This window comes from Brevibacterium sp. HMSC063G07, assembly GCF_001810665.1.
Classification (GTDB): domain Bacteria; phylum Actinomycetota; class Actinomycetes; order Actinomycetales; family Brevibacteriaceae; genus Brevibacterium.
Genome location: NZ_KV802360.1, coordinates 112,791 through 132,668, shown reverse-complemented (window position 1 = coordinate 132,668; position 19,878 = coordinate 112,791). Strand labels below are relative to the sequence as shown.

The window sequence follows — 19,878 nt, the reverse complement described above, 5'->3', positions numbered from 1 at the left end:
AGTGAATCCCGGGTCTTTCGGCCCGCGAGTTCATAGTTCTCCGAGCGTCGCGCCAAGCACGCCAGCTGCGAAGGGACCTCCTCGCTGGGCTTTTGAAAGTAGTTCTCCTCCAGCCAGGCCGGGTCCGGGTGGCGGAAGTTGCCCGCCGCGAGGTCATCGAAAGTTCCTATGAGGTTTGAACCGGCGAAGACCTCATTGAGCATTTTCTTGGTCACCCCGAAATCGCCGATGATGAAAGTGCGCAGGCCCCGGTCCAGAGACTCCAGCGCCGCAGTTGATGACACCGTCACAAGCGCAGCCCCGTCTGTGAGGAAATCAGCCATGGGGCCGACTTCAACCTGGAGGTCGTCAGGTCCCAAAGCTCCTTCGGCAATGAGCTCCGACAGGATCTCAATATAGGTGTGCTCTTCGTGGTGGGTTTCGTGTTCGCCTGGGCGGCTGCGGACCTTGATGATGACAGGAACATCGAGCTGTCTTCCGGCACGGGCAAGTTCCAGCAGAGCGGTGCGACGGTCACAGCGCTCCTTGGGAACCTTTGCCTGCGGGGCGAAGATAATGCGGTTCGGGGCTGTGCCGTCGGCGAACTGCGGCTGCGGAGCACCGACGGACTTCAGCATGGGCAGGCGTCCCACCCACACATCCACCGGCAGGCCCAGCCGTCGATTGACCTCGCGGTACAGCTGGCGCTCATGTTCAGAATGGGCTATGAAAGCATCCCCGCGGCGGCGGTAGCGCTGGCCCTTGAACGTTGCAGGCAGGCCCACACCGGGCAGACCGGACACCAAACCGGGTCGGCGCGGCAGACGAGCGGCAGTCGAATACACCGTCTGCACCACCGGGCCGGTGGCCGCTGCCAACACCACGTCCGGGCTGGCCGCCGACAGTTCGCCCTCCAAACGAGACACGGGGACCAGGGGGACCTCCGCCTCGGCCCGCGATGTTCCGGCAACCGCATTGGCAATCTGCTCGCCCGTGGGCTGGATGGGAGACTCGACAATCCACAGGTCCGTTTCAAAGCTGTCGTCCAAGCCGTCCAGCAGCGCAGCCGCCCACTTGAGATAGGACTCGCTGTCACAGACAGCGACAAGCCGGTGGCGCCTCGCCCCGTGAGAATCGAGCATCCGGCCCGGAGAGAGGGCCGACTGGGCATTGAGTTCACGACGCAGCGAGTCCGGGGCGGATGTTTCCCACCACGCGCGCGGAATTTCGGTGATGTGGATTTCGGGGCAGTCCATGACCAGCGGCAGTGTCTGCACCGCCGTTGACGGCATCGAATAGACCGGTGTGTGCGCGGGAAACGGCGCCAATCGCAGTTCGAGAGGCGTGCCCGATTCCACGACGGTGATGCCCTGCAAGGCGCCGATGGCAGCGAGTTCGTCAGCTGTCTGGCGGCGGTGAGCGAAATACAGTGCAGGCTGCTGCCTGCCGATACCAGCGGCCCAGTCGATAAGCGCCTGCTGGTTGATCAGCCCGTCAGCGGCAAGTGCAGTGCCCACAATGACAGCGCGGTCGGTGGGAGTGTCGGGCGCGGTGGCCTCCAAACACCTGCGCACCTGCGCGAAGGAATGACGGACGAGCTTCCCACCGGCGGCCGTAAAGCGCTGCGGCAGGGACTCATCGGGCGTCAGAGCGCTGAACCACGTGAGCCTGCCCAGCTTGATGGCGCTGCGCAGCACCGCTGCGGCGGCATGGCCCAGCGCGGTCCGCCGCACCGTCGGTTTGATGCGCGCACGGACAAGCGCCTGCCGGTTGGGGCTCAGAATAAGTCGGATAGCGCGCACCGTGGCAAAGCCGTCATCAAGAACCGTGATGTGCGGCAGCCCTCCCGGCCGCACCGCACATTCGGCAAGCAGCCGCTGAATCCTGCCGGACAGAGGGTCACCCAAAAGCAGATGGCCAGCCTGCGCGGCTTGCGCGGGGGAGGGGAAGCCCGACTGCAGGCGAGAGTCGTCCCGCAGCAGACCCTCGGGCAGGTTGCTGGCGAACGCGGCCAGTGACGGACTGTCTTCGCGAATGCAGACCACCACGTCGTCTCTGTGCTGAGCAGCGTGCAGAGCCTCCAGCCCTGACAGAAGCTGCAGAGGTGATTCAGCCAGAATGTACGTTCGTGCCACGCAATACCCTCCCTAAATGTGCACGACCCGGCGCAGACAGTGACAGCAACCGGGAAGCGCTGTGAGATTATGGGCCAAGAGTGAATCAAACAGATGACCGGAAGGTAAACACATGGCAGTCATGGTGACCGGCGGTGCCGGTTACATCGGTTCGCACGTTGTGCGACTGCTCAAACAGCGCGGCGATGACGTGGTCGTCGTCGATGACATGTCCAACGGAGTGCGTTCGCGTGTTGAAGGGCTTCCGGTTGTCGAAGTCGACCTCGCATCCCCGCAGGCACCTGAAGTGCTGCGCGGAGTGTTCGCTGACTACAGCGTCGACTCCGTCATCCACTTTGCCGCCAAGAAGCAGGTGGGAGAATCCGTTGAGCGTCCCCTCTGGTACTACCAGCAGAACGTCGGCGGGCTCACCAATCTGCTGCAGGCCATGGAAGACTCCGGCATTGAAACGCTCGTGTTCTCGTCTTCGGCAGCCGTGTACGGCATGCCAGACGTTGAAATGGTGCGCGAAACAACAGACTGCCACCCCATCAACCCGTACGGTCACACCAAGCTCATCGGCGAATGGCTCATCGACGCTCAAATGGCAGCCGGCAGGCTTTCCGCGGTGAAGCTGCGCTACTTCAACGTTGCAGGCACCGGCTGGTCCGACCTTGCCGACACCGCCGTGATGAACCTCATTCCCATCGTGCTCAACCGCTTTGATCAGGGCCAGCAGCCGGTTGTCTTCGGCGATGACTACGACACCCCCGACGGCACGTGCATTCGCGACTACATTCACGTGGCGGATCTCGCCGAAGCCCATATTTCCGCTCTCGACTACCTCAAGGGCGGCAATATCCGCGGAACCTCGTTCAACGTGGGCACGGGCACGGGCGCTTCGGTCCTCGAAGTCATCGACGCCGTTTCCAAGGCTCTTGGCGAAGATCTCGAACCCATCATGGCCGACCGCCGGGCAGGCGACCCACCACAGCTGATTGCCGATCCCACGGCAATCAACGCAGACTTGGCCTGGAAAGCGCAGTTCACCCTGGACGACATTGCTCGCAGCGCGGTTGAAAGCCGCACTCGGTGACTCCTGCTCGATCAGCGGTGACCGCTGAGGCTCCTCTCAACCGCCGTCACCGCTGCATTTTCGCTGCTTCTGCGGGCATAGCCACAGCACTGGCCTGGCTGCTGTATGGAGCAATGGCTCCCGGCGGCTTCAGCAAGGACACCGTCTTCCAGCTGGGTCAGGCTCAGCGGACGCTTCCGCTCAACGACTGGCACCCCATAGCCATGACCTGGACGTGGCAGTGGCTCATAGACCTCACGGGGACCATCAACTCGATGCTCTTCATGCAGGTCTGCGCCGCGTGGGTCTGCGCGGTGCTGACCGCGTACTACCTGCTCAAAGTGTCCCGGCGCGGATGGAGCGCGCTGGCAGGTCTGTTCATCCTGTTCATGCCCAACACCGTCAACATCGTCGGGATCGTGTGGAAGGACACCCACCTGGGCCTGGCGCTGTACTTCGCGGTGATTCTCACGCTGCTCATGCCGGTGGTGCCCAGGCTTCGCTGGGTGCTTGCGGCGCTTGCCTTCGGCGCCCTGGTCTACGGCGGGCTGGTGCGCAAGAACTCAGCCGTTGCAGTCCTGCCGATCATCGCGCTCATCGCCGTGTGGCTGCTGGTCCGCATCAAGAGCAAGAAGTCAAAGGAACAGAAGCGGACGACGGGGCAGAAGCGGACACTGTCCAAGCGGCGCAGACTGACAGCCGCCGTCGCGGCGGCAGTGAGCTTCGCTGCTGTGCTCGTAGGGGTTGACACGGGTCTCAAAGCATCGCTCCAGCCAACCGAGAATTCGCAGTTCACGCAGGTGATGCTCGACGACCTCGTATTCGCGGTGCCGCAGGAATCCATTGACGCAGCTGCGGCTCCCGCGGCGGAGAAGACGCGACTGGCCCAGGCCAAAATTTCGTGCGCCGACAAGAACACCGAACGCCGCGAAGCCGGCAAAGCGGAGATCATCTGGGACGCCTACTGGGACTGCTACGGCATGGGCGCGAACGGTGAATACACCCAGATCCAAGATCCAGCGGCCGTGACCAGCATCTGGAAGCAGACAATGCCGCAGCACCTGGACAGCTATGCCGCCTACCGCATTCAGACCACGACGAAGTTCCTCTTCACATCGAAACTCCAGTTCATCCGCGACCGCGACCGCGATTACCCCGCACAGCAGCAGATGCTTCGCGCCTCCCTGCGCACCTATGTTGTTGACTTCGGAGTTGCAGTCTTCCCGTGGCTGTTCCTGGGGGCAGTCGCAGCTGGGCTGTCTGCAGTCGGAATCGCTGTGGGTGCCAAGAAGAGACGACGTTCACCGGGTGCGCTCGTTGTATTCAGTTCAGCCATTCTGTACCTCATGACCTACGTGCCGACCGCTCCGGCGAATGACTACCGCTATGTTTTCTGGCCGTGGCTTGCCGCGATGCTGGGCTGGCTGGTGCTGTGGGCCGAAGGCCAGAAGCGCCGCCGCATGGGATGAGACGGCGCTCACAGGGGCCGTAAAGGGGTGTTCACTGGTTTTGGAGGAACAGCCCGTACAGTTCTCCTGTGCCCCAAACCACTGTTGAAAATGAAACCGCCGCGCCGAAGGCCGTGTCTGAGCGCGCTCCTCTAAGCCCTGAGCACCGCAGGGTGATGGGCGTGCTCTCAGTCATCGGCACAGTGCTCGCAGGCCTCATCATTTTTGCCATGTACCCCGGCGGTATCAGCCCTGACGGAGTTTTCCAGGTCAGGCAGATTCGCGGCGAGGTTCCGTACAACGACTGGCAGCCGGTCTCTATGACCTGGACGTGGCACCAGCTGACAAACATCTTCGGCACTGTCACGGCCCTGCTGTGGGCACAGGTCCTCTTCGGCTGGGTGTGCGCGCTGCTGACCAGCTATGTGCTGCTGAAGATCTCCCGGCGCACCTGGGTTGCCGCACTGGGCCTGTTCATGCTTTTCATGCCGAACATGGTCAACATCCTGGGCGTCTTCTACAAGGACGTGCACTTAGCGCTGGCGCTGTACCTGGCTGTTCTCATGATGTTCCTGGTGCTGCTCCAGCCGAAAGGACGCTGGGTCTGGGCCGCCGTGGCGTTCGGCAGTTTGGTCTATGCGGCACTTGTGCGCAAGAACTCCGCCGTAGCGGTGCTGCCCATTGTCGCGGTGTTCGTGCTGTGGTTCCTGCGCGCCCGCGGCAGCCGTGTTCGGGCAGAACTGATCAAAGTCGGCGTCATCTCTGTTCTTGCCACCGGCATTGTCGGCGGGACGGTGCTCGCAGCGGACAAAGCACTTGCCACCGCCACCGGTGCCACCCAGAACTCGCAGTTCACCCAGGTGTTCATCGACGACATCGTCTTCGGCATGCCCGAAGAGGCGATCTTTGCGGCAGATGCCCCGCAAGCAGAAAAAGACCGCATCATGTTCGCCCGCGAAACCTGCAAGAAGCGCGAAGAACAAGAAGGGCGTGAAATCATATGGGACGCCTATTGGAACTGCTACGGCCTAGGCGTCAACGGGGCATACACGGAAGTTGAGGACCCCGATGCCGTGGTCACACTGTGGAAGGCAACAGTGCCTCACCACCTGGGCGACTACGCCAAGTACCGAACTAAAACCACCTGGCGGTTCCTGACCCACACATCGTCCGTGGCCGCTGCACCGGTCCGCGGTGACCAGGTGGACTTACCGCCCACCCACCCGAAGGCACGCGACATTCACTCCGGCTACGTCTACTCAGCCGCCTACGGGTTCATGCCGTTCATGTTTCTGGGCATAACGGCGCTCGCGGCCTGCATAGTGGGCGCAGTCGTCAGTCTGCGCACACGCACCCGTTCCCTGGGGGCGTGCGCCGTTTTCACATCCGTCATCCTCTACGTCCTGACGTATTTCCCCACCGCGCCAGCAGACCTGTACCGCTACAGCTACTGGCCGTTTGCCGGAGCTATGTTCGGCTGGCTGCTGATCGCGGCGTCGCGCAGGCACACCCGCAGGCTCCGCTGTGAAAAGCAGCGCCCGATGGTCAAACGCAGCCGGACAGTCGTGCACGATTCCGCCGACACTTCTCAGTAGCCTTAGAATTCGAACCCGGACTGCCCACTGACCGTCAAACGAACGCGAGGAGACCATGCACCGTAGGTTTCGGCCGGAGATCCAGATGCTGCGCGCACTGGCCGTCGTCACCGTGGTCGTCTATCACATCAACCCGGATTTCCTGCCGGGCGGCTTTGTGGGCGTTGATGTCTTCTTCGTCATATCCGGGTTCCTCATCACAGCGCACATGCTGCGCGAAGCCGAACGCACCCAGACGGTCAACCTGCTGACATTCTGGGCGAACCGGGCTCGCCGCATCCTTCCGGCGGCGACGGTCGCGATTGTGGTCACCGCCCTGGCATCCCTGTACTTTCTGCCGCGCAGCGCTTTATCTCAAGCCGCGGTTGAAGGACTGTCCTCAGCGTTCTACGTGCAGAACTGGGCGCTGGCTTCCGGCGCGGTTGACTATCTGGGCGCCCAGAACTCGCCATCGCCGTACCAGCACTTCTGGTCGCTGTCGATCGAAGAGCAGTTCTACATTCTGTGGCCGCTGGTGGTGATCCTGGCCGTGTGGGTTGCGGGACGGACCACCGCTCGCCACTCACGAGGCGCCGTCCCCGGTATTCTGCGCAAGCTCGGCACGGCGGGGGCGCACCATGTGTCACCCGAGCATCGTTTCCACCGGACGTTCCGCATCTGCGTCGGCATTCTCTTTGCCGTCATCATCCTGGCGTCGTTCGTGTGGTCGGCGGTGCTTGTGGGCTCCGGTGATCCCACCGCGTACTTCGTCACCCAGTCCCGCATTTGGGAACTCGGCGCCGGCGGTCTGCTGGCCGTGGTTATGGTCGATACGGAGCGCTTTGCGCGTCTGCGCACGCTGTTGGCCCTTGCCGGCGTCACCGCGATTGTCGTGGCATGTATTTTCTACGACGGCACCACACCGGCGTTTCCGGGAATATCAGCGCTCCTGCCCGTGCTGGGCACCATGGCGGTCATTGCGGCCGGACGGACGCAGGGGCTGGGCTCGCTCACTCCGATTGTCGATCTGCGGGCAGTGCAGAAGATCGGCAATTGGTCGTACTCGCTGTACCTGTGGCACTTCCCCCTGGTGGTCTTCTTCACCGCGCAGTTCGAACGCCATGCCAATACCATCGAAGGCACCGGCCTGCTGGCCTTCGCGGTGGCGCTGGCTTATCTGAGCTTCACCTTTGTTGAAGAGCCCCTGCGCCGCAGCGAACTTCTGAAGAAGCGCAGGTGGCTGACAGTGGAAATCGCGGCGGTGTCCATGGTGCTTGCCGCGGTGCTCGCACTTGTTCCGCAGTGGGCGGTCAACCGTGAATACGACAGGGTGCCGGAAGCACAGGAAACATACGACACGGTTGCCGATGATCAGGCGCAGCAGAAACAGGAAGACAGTGAGCCGCTGTTCGGTGCTCGCGCAATCAGCGATCCGCTGGACACGTTCGACCTGCCAATGCACGCTGAGGGCCAGGAAGACTATTTCCCGAAGGCGGTCGATCTTATTGAAGACCGTCCCCAGTTCCCTGACGAGTGTGACCCGTACCCGAACAAGAGGGAAGCCGACACCATACGCGGCTGCACTGTCCTCAACCCGGGAGGGTCAAAAGAACTGGCCGTGGTGGGGGATTCCCATGCGGCACAGTGGGTGCCGGGACTGGAAAAGGCCCTTGACGGCACAGACTGGAAGCTGCGCGTCTACGCGAAGAACGCCTGCGGTCTGAACACGACCCCTCGTGACTACAAAAACGAAGGGCTCAACTGTGTTGAGCCGGTGAAGAAGCTCGTCAAACACCTTGTAGAAGACAAACCGGACAAGGTGCTCATTGCGAACCTCGACGTTGACGACTACGACGTCGACGCGGCGCGCGAGCAGGGTCTCGCTGACTCTGACGTTGTCGGCTACGATGGCTACATTGAAACTCTCAAGCCGCTGAAGGAAGCCGGAATCGATGTCGTCGCATTCGGCGATACCCCCATCCCGCCTTCCAATATGGCCGACTGCATGGGTCTGAATGAAGCCAACCCGGAAGAATGCAATTTCAAACGCGAAGACCCCAAACCTGACGGTGCGGATCTCGCTTTGAAACAGGCTTCGGAAGACCTCGGCATCCGCCACTGGGATCCCACACCGTATTTCTGCGGCCAGTCCACAACGTGTCCTGCCGTGGTCGGGTCGGTGGTCGTCTACCGCGACAATGACCACATTTCGGCAGCCTATTCGGAAACTTTGGCTGACTACGTGGTCAAGGCCCTGAAGATAGAAACAGCCGAACAGTGAAGAAGTCGTCCCGGTGGAGCCTGCTGCTCGTCGCACTGACAGCATTCTGCGCCGCTGGGACGATCATCGGCTTCGGCACCGGCCGGGCCGAATACGACATTGTTGAACAGTTCAAGCAGGCTGTCGGCCAGAAGCAGATGAGCGACTGGCATCCGCCGATCGTCGCCGTTGTGTGGAGATGCCTGTACGGGCTGACCGGTTGGATCGGATCGCTGTTCGTGTGCTCGGCGCTCCTGTACTTCACCGGAGTGCTGCTGACCGCCGAGTATGTTCACCGGCGGTTGGGCAGCCGACTGGGTTCGCTCGGCGTTTTGGCCGTATCCATCAGCCCGTGGGCGTACAGCCAGATCAACATCCCATGGAAAGACACAATCCTCACCGGTGCACTGCTGGCCGGGTGCGGCTGCGTCATGCTCATACGCCGCGGCGCCCGGTCAAAGCGGACCGCAGTTCTCGCGCTGGTCGCGGTGGGAGCGCTGATCTTTGCGACTCTGGTGCGCAAAAACGCCATAGCCGCAGTTGTGCCCATCTGCTTCTACCTGTCCTGGCAGCTGCTGCCGATTGCACAACGCACGATGCGGAAGCTGCAGGCGCGCAGCAGCGCGGCCAGTTCGAGTTTGCGCAGGTTCGTCGCATGGCTCGCTGGGTCCTTTGTTCTCATCTTTGCGGTTGGTGGGGCGGCTGTTGTCGCCGATGCCGGAATCGCAAGAGTCTGGCACGTCAAGGAAACCCACCAGGAGTATCAGGTGATGCTCGATGACGTCATGTTTTCGGTTCCCGAAGATGAACTCAACGCAGCCGATGTTACTCCGAAGCTGAAGAAGCGCATCAACACGTCTAGAGCTCTCTGCTATGAAAGAGGCGTGTTCTACGACGCCTATTGGAACTGTTTCGGAAGAGGCCACGGCGGAGACTATCAGCCTATTGAAGAATCCCACAGACAAGGTCTGGAAAAACTGTGGCGTGAGAACGTCATCACACACCCCGCGCGCTATCTTTCCTACCGCTGGTCTGTGTACCGCTTCTATTTGACGACTTCCGCGCTGGAGTATTTCCAATATCCCGTAAACACTGCGCAGGAGATCGGGTTCGGCACTGGGCCTGAGCCGTTTGAACGTGCGGTGAAAACATATGTTTTGGATTTCGGCGTTGAGAAGCTTGGGTTCACATTCAAACCTTGGTTCTGGCTGACAGGCTGCGTTCTAGTCGCAGCTGTGGCTCTGAAGCGCAGGCGTGCGGCAGCCGCCGTGCTCACGCTGACGGCGTCAGCCTTCCTCTACACAGCCGCGTACTTTCCGGTGATCCCCGAAGCTCACTTCCGCTACACCCACTGGCCTGCCGTAGCGGTGTCTATAGCCCTGATAGCTGCTTTCACGGAACATTTCAGGGGCAAAAGCAAGCGGCCCGCCGAAACAGCCGACGGGCCGCTGCGCGAGAAGACTTCAGCGCTGTAAGGGCCTGACCGTCCTCTTCACGCGCCTTCGGAGCCTGCGATAGGGCTCCCGCAGATTTGTGGGCAGGCGTCTTTCAATCTTGCCGTTCTGGACCTTTTCCTTCTTCGGCAAAGCTCCCGGAAGATTGAGCTTGGTCAGTCGGCGCCTGCGGAAGTACCGAATATCGTCCGTGTGCTGCGCGGTCTTCAAATAGGATTCCGCATGAGTGCGCAGATGCGGAACGACCTTGGGGCGCGACGCATAGGCAATGGCTTCGATCAGACCCTGCAGACGCTCAATGTCATCGGAGGTCAGTGCACCGGCCGAACCGTCCATGACGGCGTCACAGAGGACAGCCGGAATGCGGTTGGAGTTCTCAAACGGGGTCAGCGCATTCAACACGGTCTGCGTGCCGACTGCAACAGCGGGAATGCCGTAGGCGGAGCGCGCCGTGGCAAGCGTCGTTGAGAAGCACCCGATTACAAGCGCCGGTGACAGATGCTCCAGGATTGCTTCGGCGATGACCGGACGGTTGAATATCGTGAAGCCCAGCCCCAAACCCTCAGCAGCGTCTCGCAGAGCACTGACGGCCGCCGGCGGCGCTGCGGGGTGCGGCTTGAAGACCACGTGAGCGGCACCTCGGCGGTGTGCTTCTTCCAGCATGCTCACGTGCAGCCGGTCTTCTTCATCCGGCGTGAGAATATCGAGAGCAGCCAGGTACTGACCGACCACCAGCGCGGTGGAAGAACCGGACAGAGAGCCCAGCTGTGCATCGAGAACAGCTCTGACAGTCTCCAGGCTTTCGACAACCACACGCCGATACGCGTCCCAGCTCAGTGCAACCGGGACGATTCCGTGTTCGCTCAACAGCACCGGGTCCAGCTGCTCAATGTAGGGCAGGTAGTGCAGAGAAGTCATGCGCTGACCATTGCTCAGATGCAGATGATTGCGCGTTGCCGCATAGGACATCAGACCGTCAGCGTGCACCCTCTGAAAAGCGGTGTGAAAGACACGGCCAATCGCCACGGCAGGGTTGACCTGCGGTGATTCGACAATCAGCTCGAGCTCAGCATCGCCGAGCTCCCAACGCTGACGCAGCAGGCGCTCCCATACGGGAAGTTCGGTGTCTTCCGGGGACCACGTGGAAGGATGAATGGGCGACAGCGTGGCATTGAGGTCGACGACACGGTCAAAGCGGCTCAGCGCAGGCTGCGCTTCGGGCAGCTCCCACAGCGGTGTCGCTGTTTCAGGGGCAAGCGAATGGTTCGATACAACGAGGATGCGCTCAGAAATCGACGGGAAGTCATCTCGCACGCGCCGCTCGGCGGGCATAGCCTCAAGTGTGCTGAAAGGTTCGCCGATCGACAAAGACGCCACCTGCGGAAGCCATCCGGTGTCATACGCACCGTCGTCAATGCCTGCGGCAAGCGTAATCACCTGAGACATAGTGGAAACAAAGAACAGCTGTTTCATGCCGATGTCCTTTCCGTTTCCGGAAGATACCAGGAAATATGCGCCTGGCGTTTGTCAGTGCTGGCTGCGAAGACTTCGCTGAAAACATCCCGCGGGATGCGCTGAGCCACCCGTCCGCCACGAGCACGAAGGGCATCCAGCACTTCCTGCGGAATGATCTGCACGGGCGGGAGATCGCTGGGATCCTTCGTGGCCTGAATGTTCCTGCGCTCTTCCTCGACCGCCGCCAGAAACATCTGCGAACGCCCACGACGGCCGGCAACGCGAAGCTTGAGATGGTCGAGAACTGAAGAATCTGCGCTCGTCTCTGCTGTGTCGACCCCGAGCTCTGCAACCGCCTGGGCATAGGCGACCGCCTGAATATAGCGCTTGTGGTGATGTTCCATGAGCGCAAACAGGTTGCGGGCTGCTTTGGGGTAGAAGGTGTGACCCTCAGAGTCGTTGTCCAAGCGTTCGAAGATGAGATCAAAGGCATCGAGGAACATCAGCTGGCGCTCATCCAGAATCTGGGTGAGAGAACCGCTGACATTGCGCCGATACATGATGCCGGGAGCATCAATCACGGCAAATGATTCAGCATCCAGGTGCAGCCCCCAGATCCAGCTGCGGTCTTCGGCCGTCATGAAGTCCTTGGGAAAGTACAGCAGTCCTGAATCGCGCAGGCGCCTATGGAAGATTCCCGCCCACGCGTAGGGGTAGTCGACCATGGTGTTGGTGTGAGCCGGGAGGATTCCGGTGCGGGGATTGAGCGCGCGATTCCTAACCGACATGGGTGCCCGCTTGAGACCGCGCTTGTTGCCGGTGACGGTCGTGTGGTCGCAGCGCACAAAATCGACGTGCAGACTCTCCATTGCCGCGAGCATGGTGGGCAGGTGGTTCGGGGCCAGCCAGTCATCGCCGTCGAGGAAGACGATGTATTCGCCCTCGGCCCGGTCAAGGCCCTGATTGCGGCCATTGGCCAGGCCGACATTGGTGGGGTTGGTGATGACTTCGAAGTTGTCGAACTTCGCGCCGAACTCATCGAGGACTTGGGCAGTCCCGTCCGAGCTGCCGTCATCGACTGCTATGACCTGCAGCTCTTTGAGGTCAATGGGATCTGGCTGCAGTGGGTGGGGTTCGGCCTGCATGAGAATAGACCGGTAGACCTGCGGCAGATAGTGCGCACAGTCCTTTGCGGGAACGATAAGCGAAAGCTTGGGCATGGGGATCTTTCGGTGCTCTGAAACTGCGGTCAATTCAGTTCGCACCCCGGCGCCTTGCCGGGGTGCGAACTGAATTGTCAGTGGAAGTGGTCGGCGTGACTCAGCTGTGGACGCGCAGCGAAGCGATCTTGGGTTCTTCGCCCGGCATGACGCGCTTGTTGCCGTCACCCAGAGCAGTCTCGACTTCGCGGATATGACGTCCCAGCGCAATGAACTCAGCCGGTTCCATGGAGGCCGACTGGTCCGAACCCCACATGGTCGAATCCAGCGTGATGTGACGTTCAACGGTCACAGCGCCCAGGGCGACTGCGGCGGTGGTGATGGTGGTGCCCAGTTCGTGGCCGGAGTAGCCGACAGGAACGCCGTAGCGTTCGCGCAGAGCCGGAATCGCCAGCAGGTTCACTTCGTCCGCAGGCAGCGGGTAGGTCGAAGTTGCGTGCATGAGCACCAGGTTGTCGGTGCCGAGGATCTCCACGGCGCGGTCGATCTGTTCGAGAGTCGACATTCCGGTGGACATGATGAGCGGCTTGCTGGTGTCGCGCAGAGCTTCAAGCAGCTTGACGTCCGTGATGGAGGCCGAAGCAACCTTGTGGGTGACAGCGTCGAACTTCTCCAGGAAGTTCACCGAGTCAACATCCCACGGGCTTGCAAACCACTGCAGGCCCAGCTCCTTGGCGTAGCGGTCGATTTCGGTGTACTGCTCGTCTTCGAACTCAACGCGGTACTTGTATTCCAGGTAGGTCATTTCGCCCCACGGTGTGGAGCGCGGCTTCGACTTCTGGTGTTCCGGTACCGCAACTTCGGGGTTGCGCTTCTGGAACTTCACGGCCTGTGCGCCGGCAACCTTCGACACGTCCATGAGCTGCTTGGCCAGTTCGACGTCACCGTTGTGGTTGATGCCGATTTCGCCGATCAGGTAGGTGGGGTTGCCCGGTCCGACCTTGTGTTCGCCGATGGCGACGGGGGTGATGGTCTTTCCTGCGCTGGTGGTGGAGTAGGGGACAGCGGTCATGTCAATCCTTTCGGGTAGGTGGTTTTCGGCTCAGAGTGTGGTGGGTGAGTCGGGTTCTTGGGCACTCGCAGAATGGCGAGTGGGCACATGGACGAGGTCGCAGACCTCGCGGACGGCACCTCGGCCGCCTTCTGCTGCCAACACGTGGCGGGCGGCGGCGAGAACAGCCGGGTGGGCGTCGGCGACGGCAATCGGCCAGCCGACTTCGCTGAACGCTTCGAGGTCGTTGACGTCATTGCCGACATAGGCGACCCGGGCGGGGTCCAGCCCGTGCGAAGCCATCCAGTCGGCGATCACGCTGGCCTTGTTGTCGATGCCCTGGGCGACTTCCACCCGCAGCTTCTCTGCGCGGCGGGTGACCACGGGGTTGCGCTCCTTGGACAGGATGAGGAACGGAACACCTGCCTTGACCAGGCGGGAGACTCCCATGCCGTCGCCGCGGTGGACCGGCACGGTCTCGGTGCCGTCCTCTGCGGTGAACACGCGGTCGTCAGTGTGCACGCCGTCGAAGTCCGTGACAACCGCGTCGATGTCGAGTTCGCTCAGCTGTGATGTGTCCTGCTGGCGCTGATCAGCCAGCGCGCGCAGCAGCGTGAGATCGGACAGCGAATCGATTTCGCGGGCGTCGTCTTCCGGGACTTCCTGGATGCCGATCGAACCGAAGAAGCGGTGGCCCGATTCCTGAAAGCCCGCGGTGCGCATGACGTAGAACGCGCCGGTTTCGGAGTAGTGCGGTTCGCGGTCTTGGCGGCGGGGTCGAAATTCCGCGCTGTGGCCGACGGCTTCGGCGGTGTTGTCCGAGCTGAGCTTCCACAGGAACGAATGGTCAACAGCGGCTGAGAAGACAACGTCGTGGCGTCCGGCGGCCACGGCCTCTGTTGCTTCGTCGAGGTCCTGCGGGCTGATGAACGGCGAGGTGCACTGAATGAACACCGTGATGTCAAAGGGGCGGTGGGTGCGGCTGAGCTGCGCGAGCGTGTAGAGCAGGGCGGATTCGCTGGAAGCTGTGTCACCGCTGATGTCGTCGGGGCGCATGACGACTTCGGCCCCGTGAGCGCGTGCTTCTTCTGCAATGCCCTGGTGGTCGGTGGAAACGACGACGGTATCGATTCCCGTGCTTCTCTGTGCCGCTTCGATAGCACGCGCCAAAAGGGAGCGTCCGCCGATCTTCTGCAGGTTCTTCAGGGGGATTCCCTTGGAACCGCCGCGGGCCGGAATGATTGCCACCGCCGATGCGCGTTGTGTATCCGATGTGTTTGCTGTGGCGGGGGACGGGGGAGTGTTGGCTGAAATGGTCATAGGGGGCCATTATCAGGACTCCGTTGCGAACAGAACTTTAAATCAAAGCAACACTCCAGTTGGTTTCCGGTTAACCTTCCTTCCGAAACTGGACGGGTTTTGCTGAGGGTGTGTTTGCATGCGGTGCTGTAGGCAGGCGCGATTGAGTTGCCCGACTTCTGCCGGTGCGGATGTGCCGGGGAGGTTGGCTGTGTGCGGCAGGGCCGGTCAGATCCAGGTGGGGTTGAGCATGCGCATGCGCCACGAATCGTAGGGGATCGTGGCGCCCGTCCAAATGGGGTAGTAGAAGGCAAACACGAGGACCGCGGCTGCCAGAATCACGGCAACCGCCAGTCGGCGCGCACGCAGGGACTGTGCTGCCGCACCCTGGACGGCCGTGCCGCCTGTGGTTCTTCCCCAGACGATCCCCAGAGCGTAGACGAGTGCGAGAACAATGAACGGCACCATGACGATGGTGTAGAAGGTGAAGATGGTGCGGTGCTGGTAGTTGAACCACGGCAGCCACACGGCCGCCAGTCCGGCAAGAACTGCGCCGGCTCGCCAGTCACGGCGCAGCACCCAGGCCAGCAGCACTACGACGAGTGCCGCGGTGCCCAGACCCCACACCACCGGGTTGCCCACGGCGAGAATCGCAGCCGAACACTTGTCCACTGCGCAGCCGTGTTCGCCAGGGCCATAGGAGCGGTAGTAGAAGCTGGTGGGCCGCCACTGAACTGTCCAGCCCCATGGATTCGACATGTAGGTGTGCGGTTTGTCCAGTCCTACGTGGAAGTTGTAGGCCGTGTAGTGGTAGTGCGCGAGGCTGACCAGCCAGTCCGGCAGGAAGTCCCACCAGCCGCTGTTGTCAGCCGCCCAGCCGCGGTCCCAGCCCTTGGGGCTGAGAATCCACCCGGTCCAGCACAGCAGGTACACGATTCCGGCAACCGGGACGAGCGACATGAACGCAGGCACGGAGTCCTTGCCGAGAGCGGCAAGCCACGGGCGGCTGACACCGGCTGCGCGGCGGTTGGCAACATCCCACAGCACGATCATGATGCCGAAAACAGCCAGTGCGTACAGGCCGTTCCACTTGACACCGCAGGCGAGGCCCAGGGCAATGCCGCCGGCCAGCCGCCAGGGGCGAAGCCCAAGAGAAGGGCCGAAAGACGCAGGCATGAACCATGATTTGGGGCCCGCGCTGTGTTGTTTTCCGACGCCGGCCTCGGCGCCAAGCAGGCCTGCGGTGCGCTGCAGGATCTTCCGGCGGGCGTCATCGCGGTCAATGAGCAGCAGCCAGAATGCGATGAGCACGAAGAACATGACGAAGATGTCCAGCAGGCCGGTGCGCGAATGGACGAAGTGCTGACCGTCAGCGGCCAGGAGAAGAGCCGCCGCGACGCCCAGCCATACCGAACCGAACATGCGGATGGCAATGCGGGCGATGATCACGATGGTGAGCGTGCCGATGAGCGCTGCGGCAAAGCGCCACCCGAAGGGGTTTGCGCCGCCGTCGAAGAGCAGTTGCCCTGCGCCGAGCATCCATTTGCCCAGCGGCGGGTGGACTACATAGGAAGGATCGCCGCTCAGAGCTGAGAAATCACCGGCGGCGAACTTGTCATTGGCGTCTTCTGCCCATTTGAGTTCGACCCCGTGGTGGGCAACGGAGTGGGCGTCTTTGACGTAGTACGTTTCATCGAACACGAGTTCGCGCGGATGATCCAGGCGCAGCATTCGCAGCACCCCGCCGATCGCGGCGATCAGCAGCGGCCACACCCAGCCCCACACAGAACTCAGTGCGGGATTCTGCGGCACCTGAGCGCGCGGTCTGGGGTGCCGGATGCGCGTTGATCCGGTGCCGCTGCGCGCGTCTGCTGTCAAGAAACTCACGACGCCAGTCTAAAGCCAGGCTCTGACACAGCTGAGCTGACAGTGCCGGGGCGGTCATGACTACACTGGGCGGATACGCATCCCGATATTCGAGGAGCCGCCGTGTCCAGTTCACACATCCCCCAGCCGCCGGACGAACAGCCGCAGAGCAGTCTGCAGCCGTATTCGCACTCTGAAAGCGGCTATACAAGCCCGTCCTACGGGCAGTCGCAGTACGGCCACCAGGAGCACCCCTACGGTCAGCGGGCGTTTGGGCAGTACGGCTATGGTCCAGCGCACGGGCAGGCTTATGGACAGCCCTACGGCCAGCCGGCGGGCTATTACCAATCGCCGGGCACCAACGGCTTGGCAATCGGATCGCTGGTCAGCTCGCTTGTCGGATTCGTTCTGGGGTGGACCTTCAGCCCGCTCTTCCTGGGTCTGCTGGTCGGCATCGTTCTGGGGCACGTCTCTCTGTCCCAGATCAAGAAGACGGGCGAACAGGGTCGAGGCATGGCATTGGGCGGGCTGATCTGCGGCTACATCGGCACTGGCCTTGTTGTGCTGTTCCTGTTGGGCATGCTCGCGTTCTTCGGCCTTATTATCGGTGCGGGAACGCTCGCAAACTCGTGAACGACCATCAGGACCGAGCTGCACTCGTGCTAGTGGGCACGCCGCTTGGCAACCTCGGTGACGCTTCGCCGCGCATGCGCGAAGAGATCGCCGCGGCTGACCTCATCGCGGCAGAAGACACTCGCCGGTTCCTCGACCTGGCCGAACGGCTCGGTGTTCAGCACACGGCCAAGATCATGAGCCTGTTCGACCACAACGAACAGTCCCGCGCCGAAAGAATCGCCGATGCCGTCGATTCTGGCATGCGCGTCGTGCTGCTCACCGACGCCGGTATGCCCGGCGTTTCCGACCCCGGATACCACGTGGTCAAAGCCGTATCCGATAGCGGCCTGCCCGTGACCAGTGCGCCCGGCCCCACCGCCGTGACAACCGCGCTGGCGCTGTCGGGACTGCCCACCGACCGCTTCACCTTCGAGGGCTTCCTGCCGCGCAAAGCCGGCAAGCGCCGCAGTCTCCTGCAGTCACTGCAGAGCGAAGAGCGCACCATGGTCTTCTACGAAGCCCCACACAGGATCGTCCAGTCAGTCGAAGCGATTGTCGAAGTGTTCGGCCCCAACCGCAGGATCGCACTGTGCCGAGAGCTCACCAAACTGCACGAGGAAGTCATCCGCGGCCGCGCCGTGGACGTGCTGGCCGACATAGCCGACGGGGTGAGAGGTGAAATCGCCCTGGTCGTATCTGGCACTGACGGTCCAGGGCTCGAACCGGATGATGTGCTCGAACGGGTTTCAGAACTCGTCACTCAGGGCATGCGCGGCAAAGACGCGGCCGCTCAGGTTGCCAAAACCGCGGGACTGAAGACTCGCGAGGTCTACGAAGCCTATCTGCACCGGGACTGACCCCGGCCTGCGGCGAAGAGAACCAGGGCGGTGCAGCCGAAGGTGGGCGGCGCCTCGTGATGTCAGTGACCGCCCGTAGACTGTGCCACATGAGCTTCTATATGACCACGGCGATCGCCTACCCCAACGGCCAGCCGCACATCGGCCACGCCTACGAATACATCGCAGCGGACACGATCGCGCGGTTCAAGCGCCTGGACGGCGAAAACACGTTCTTCATGACCGGCACTGACGAACACGGTCTGAAAATGCAGCAGACCGCCCAAAAAGAGGGCATCAGCACCCGTGAACTCGCCGATCGCAACGCCGCGAAATTCCAGAAGCTCCACGACGACCTCAACTGCAGCTACGACCGCTTCATCCGCACAACGGACGAAGACCACCTCAAGGCCAGTCAGTTCATCTGGCAGAAGATGGTCGATGCCGGGGACATCTACCTGGACAAATACTCCGGCTGGTACTCGGTGCGGGACGAGGCCTACTACGCTGACGACGAAACCACGCTGCGCGAAGACGGCACCCGCGTTTCCATCAGCACCGACACGGAAGTCGAATGGACAGAGGAAGAGTCCTACTTCTTCCGCCTGTCGGCCTACCAGGACAAACTGCTCAAACTCTACGAAGAGCACCCCGAATACGTCGGCCCGGACAGCCGCCGCAACGAAGTCATCGGCTTTGTGTCACAGGGGCTGCAGGACCTCTCGATTTCGCGCACGACCTTCGACTGGGGCGTGCCGGTTCCAGGCGATGACAAGCACGTCATGTACGTGTGGGTCGACGCGCTGACCAACTACCTCACCGGCGTGGGCTACCCGGATGTCGAATCTGAGTCGTTCCGCGAATTCTGGCCGGCTGATGTACACATCATCGGCAAAGACATCCTGCGCTTCCACTCGGTCTACTGGCCGGCATTCCTCATGAGCGCGGGCCTCGAACTGCCCAAGCGCGTCCACGCCCACGGCTTCCTGTTCAACAAGGGCGAAAAGATGTCCAAGTCGATCGACAATGTGGTCGACCCCTATGACCTCATCGACAGCTTCGGACTCGATACCCTGCGCTACTTTGTGCTGCGGGAGATCTCCTACGGTCAGGACGGCTCCTATTCCGCCGAAGGCATCATTTCGCGCAAGAACGCTGACCTCGCCAATGAATACGGCAATCTGGCGCAGCGCTCGCTGTCCATGGTCGCCAAAAACCTCGGCGGGACTGTGCCGGACGTTTCCGACGACGAATTCACTGACGACGACCGCGAACTTCTGAACGCGGCCGAGGCCCTGCTGAACAAGGCCCGTTCGGAAGTGCAGCTGCAGGAACTCCACCGCTATGTGGGCGCCCTGTGGCGGGTGCTCGAAGCCGCCAACCGCTATTTCTCCGCGCAGGAACCGTGGAAGCTGCGCAAAACCGACGAGCGCCGCATGGCGGTAGTTCTCTACACGACTCTCGAAGTCCTGCGCCGAGTCACCATTCTGGTTCAGCCGGTCATGCCCGAATCCGCGTCCAAAGTGCTCGACCTTCTGGGTGTGGAAACCGGCACGGCAGAAGCTGGTGCGCACAATATCGAAGCCGATGACCCGCGCAGCTTCGCAGCTTTGGATGTGCGCTTGAGCGGCGGCACCGAACTGCCCAAGCCCGAACCCGTATTTCCCAAATACACAGAACCGGAGGACTGAT

13 protein-coding genes and 1 pseudogene are annotated in these 19,878 nt (G+C 61.8%); 8 read left to right on the top strand and 6 right to left on the bottom strand.

All coding sequences use genetic code 11. The features are described 5' to 3' along the window. Positions 1 to 71: 71 nt before the first annotated feature. Positions 72 to 1,121 (bottom strand): annotated as a pseudogene (locus HMPREF2757_RS12225) (DUF6716 putative glycosyltransferase); the annotation flags it as partial. Positions 1,122 to 2,226: 1,105 nt separating this feature from the next. Here HMPREF2757_RS12225 and galE point away from each other — a divergent pair. The 5 genes from galE (at position 2,227) to HMPREF2757_RS07040 (ending at position 9,925) form a co-directional block, all read left to right on the top strand. Next, positions 2,227 to 3,189 (top strand): UDP-glucose 4-epimerase GalE, encoded by a 963-nt coding sequence (gene galE / locus HMPREF2757_RS07060; RefSeq protein ID WP_070574651.1) that lies wholly within the window; start codon positions 2,227 to 2,229, stop codon positions 3,187 to 3,189. Further along, positions 3,186 to 4,637, top strand: a complete 1,452-nt coding sequence (locus tag HMPREF2757_RS07055) for a hypothetical protein (RefSeq protein ID WP_141750211.1) — start codon at positions 3,186 to 3,188, stop codon at positions 4,635 to 4,637. Before galE ends, HMPREF2757_RS07055 begins: the two co-directional genes overlap by 4 nt. Positions 4,638 to 4,705: 68 nt before the next feature. Continuing rightward, entirely contained in the window at positions 4,706 to 6,211 is a 1,506-nt protein-coding gene (locus HMPREF2757_RS07050; protein ID WP_141750210.1) for a hypothetical protein, read from the top strand. 55 nt (positions 6,212 to 6,266) lie between these two features. Further along, positions 6,267 to 8,471 carry an acyltransferase family protein gene (locus tag HMPREF2757_RS07045; protein WP_083304161.1) on the top strand — a complete coding sequence of 735 codons (2,205 nt, stop codon included), beginning with the start codon at positions 6,267 to 6,269 and terminating at the stop codon, positions 8,469 to 8,471. Then, on the top strand, positions 8,468 to 9,925 hold the full coding sequence (locus HMPREF2757_RS07040; protein WP_070574644.1) for a hypothetical protein: 1,458 nt from the start codon (positions 8,468 to 8,470) through the stop codon (positions 9,923 to 9,925). Before HMPREF2757_RS07045 ends, HMPREF2757_RS07040 begins: the two co-directional genes overlap by 4 nt. Here HMPREF2757_RS07040 and HMPREF2757_RS07035 read toward each other — a convergent pair. From HMPREF2757_RS07035 to HMPREF2757_RS07015, 5 genes are all read right to left on the bottom strand, one after another. Then, positions 9,914 to 11,377, bottom strand: a complete 1,464-nt coding sequence (locus tag HMPREF2757_RS07035) for a polysialyltransferase family glycosyltransferase (RefSeq protein ID WP_070574643.1) — start codon at positions 11,375 to 11,377, stop codon at positions 9,914 to 9,916. The two genes, HMPREF2757_RS07040 and HMPREF2757_RS07035, sit on opposite strands and share 12 nt — an antisense overlap. After that, entirely contained in the window at positions 11,374 to 12,624 is a 1,251-nt protein-coding gene (locus HMPREF2757_RS07030) for a glycosyltransferase family 2 protein (protein ID WP_256278288.1), read from the bottom strand. The genes HMPREF2757_RS07035 and HMPREF2757_RS07030 overlap by 4 nt, the downstream gene beginning before the upstream one ends. 55 nt (positions 12,625 to 12,679) lie before the next feature. Beyond that, a complete protein-coding gene (locus HMPREF2757_RS07025; RefSeq protein ID WP_070574639.1) occupies positions 12,680 to 13,591 on the bottom strand; it encodes an N-acetylneuraminate synthase family protein in 912 nt (303 codons plus the stop codon). 30 nt (positions 13,592 to 13,621) lie between these two features. Continuing rightward, on the bottom strand, positions 13,622 to 14,890 hold the full coding sequence (locus tag HMPREF2757_RS07020) for an acylneuraminate cytidylyltransferase (protein WP_070574637.1): 1,269 nt from the start codon (positions 14,888 to 14,890) through the stop codon (positions 13,622 to 13,624). 207 nt (positions 14,891 to 15,097) lie between these two features. After that, positions 15,098 to 16,756: a dolichyl-phosphate-mannose--protein mannosyltransferase gene (locus HMPREF2757_RS07015; RefSeq protein WP_256278287.1), complete on the bottom strand. Its 1,659-nt coding sequence runs from the start codon at positions 16,754 to 16,756 to the stop codon at positions 15,098 to 15,100. Positions 16,757 to 16,858: 102 nt separating this feature from the next. Here HMPREF2757_RS07015 and HMPREF2757_RS07010 point away from each other — a divergent pair, with 102 nt between their 5' ends. The 3 genes from HMPREF2757_RS07010 to metG all read left to right on the top strand — a co-directional run bounded on the left by HMPREF2757_RS07010 (position 16,859) and on the right by metG (position 19,877). Next, entirely contained in the window at positions 16,859 to 17,368 is a 510-nt protein-coding gene (locus tag HMPREF2757_RS07010) for a DUF4190 domain-containing protein (RefSeq protein ID WP_070574635.1), read from the top strand. A gap of 32 nt (positions 17,369 to 17,400) precedes the next feature. Further along, positions 17,401 to 18,207, top strand: a complete 807-nt coding sequence (gene rsmI, locus HMPREF2757_RS07005; protein WP_256278286.1) for a 16S rRNA (cytidine(1402)-2'-O)-methyltransferase — start codon at positions 17,401 to 17,403, stop codon at positions 18,205 to 18,207. A gap of 89 nt (positions 18,208 to 18,296) precedes the next feature. Next, positions 18,297 to 19,877 (top strand): methionine--tRNA ligase, encoded by a 1,581-nt coding sequence (gene metG / locus HMPREF2757_RS07000; RefSeq protein ID WP_070574631.1) that lies wholly within the window; start codon positions 18,297 to 18,299, stop codon positions 19,875 to 19,877. Position 19,878 lies beyond the last annotated feature (1 nt).

Bases quoted from the DNA above. Each gene is read 5' to 3' on its own strand.
- galE (WP_070574651.1), top strand. From the start codon at position 2,227: ATGGCAGTCATGGTGACCGGCGGTGCCGGTTACATCGGTTCGCACGTT.
- HMPREF2757_RS07045 (WP_083304161.1), top strand. From the start codon at position 6,267: ATGCACCGTAGGTTTCGGCCGGAGATCCAGATGCTGCGCGCACTGGCC.
- HMPREF2757_RS07035 (WP_070574643.1), bottom strand. From the start codon at position 11,377: ATGAAACAGCTGTTCTTTGTTTCCACTATGTCTCAGGTGATTACGCTT.
- HMPREF2757_RS07025 (WP_070574639.1), bottom strand. From the start codon at position 13,591: ATGACCGCTGTCCCCTACTCCACCACCAGCGCAGGAAAGACCATCACC.
- metG (WP_070574631.1), top strand. From the start codon at position 18,297: ATGAGCTTCTATATGACCACGGCGATCGCCTACCCCAACGGCCAGCCG.
- HMPREF2757_RS07020 (WP_070574637.1), bottom strand. From the start codon at position 14,890: ATGACCATTTCAGCCAACACTCCCCCGTCCCCCGCCACAGCAAACACA.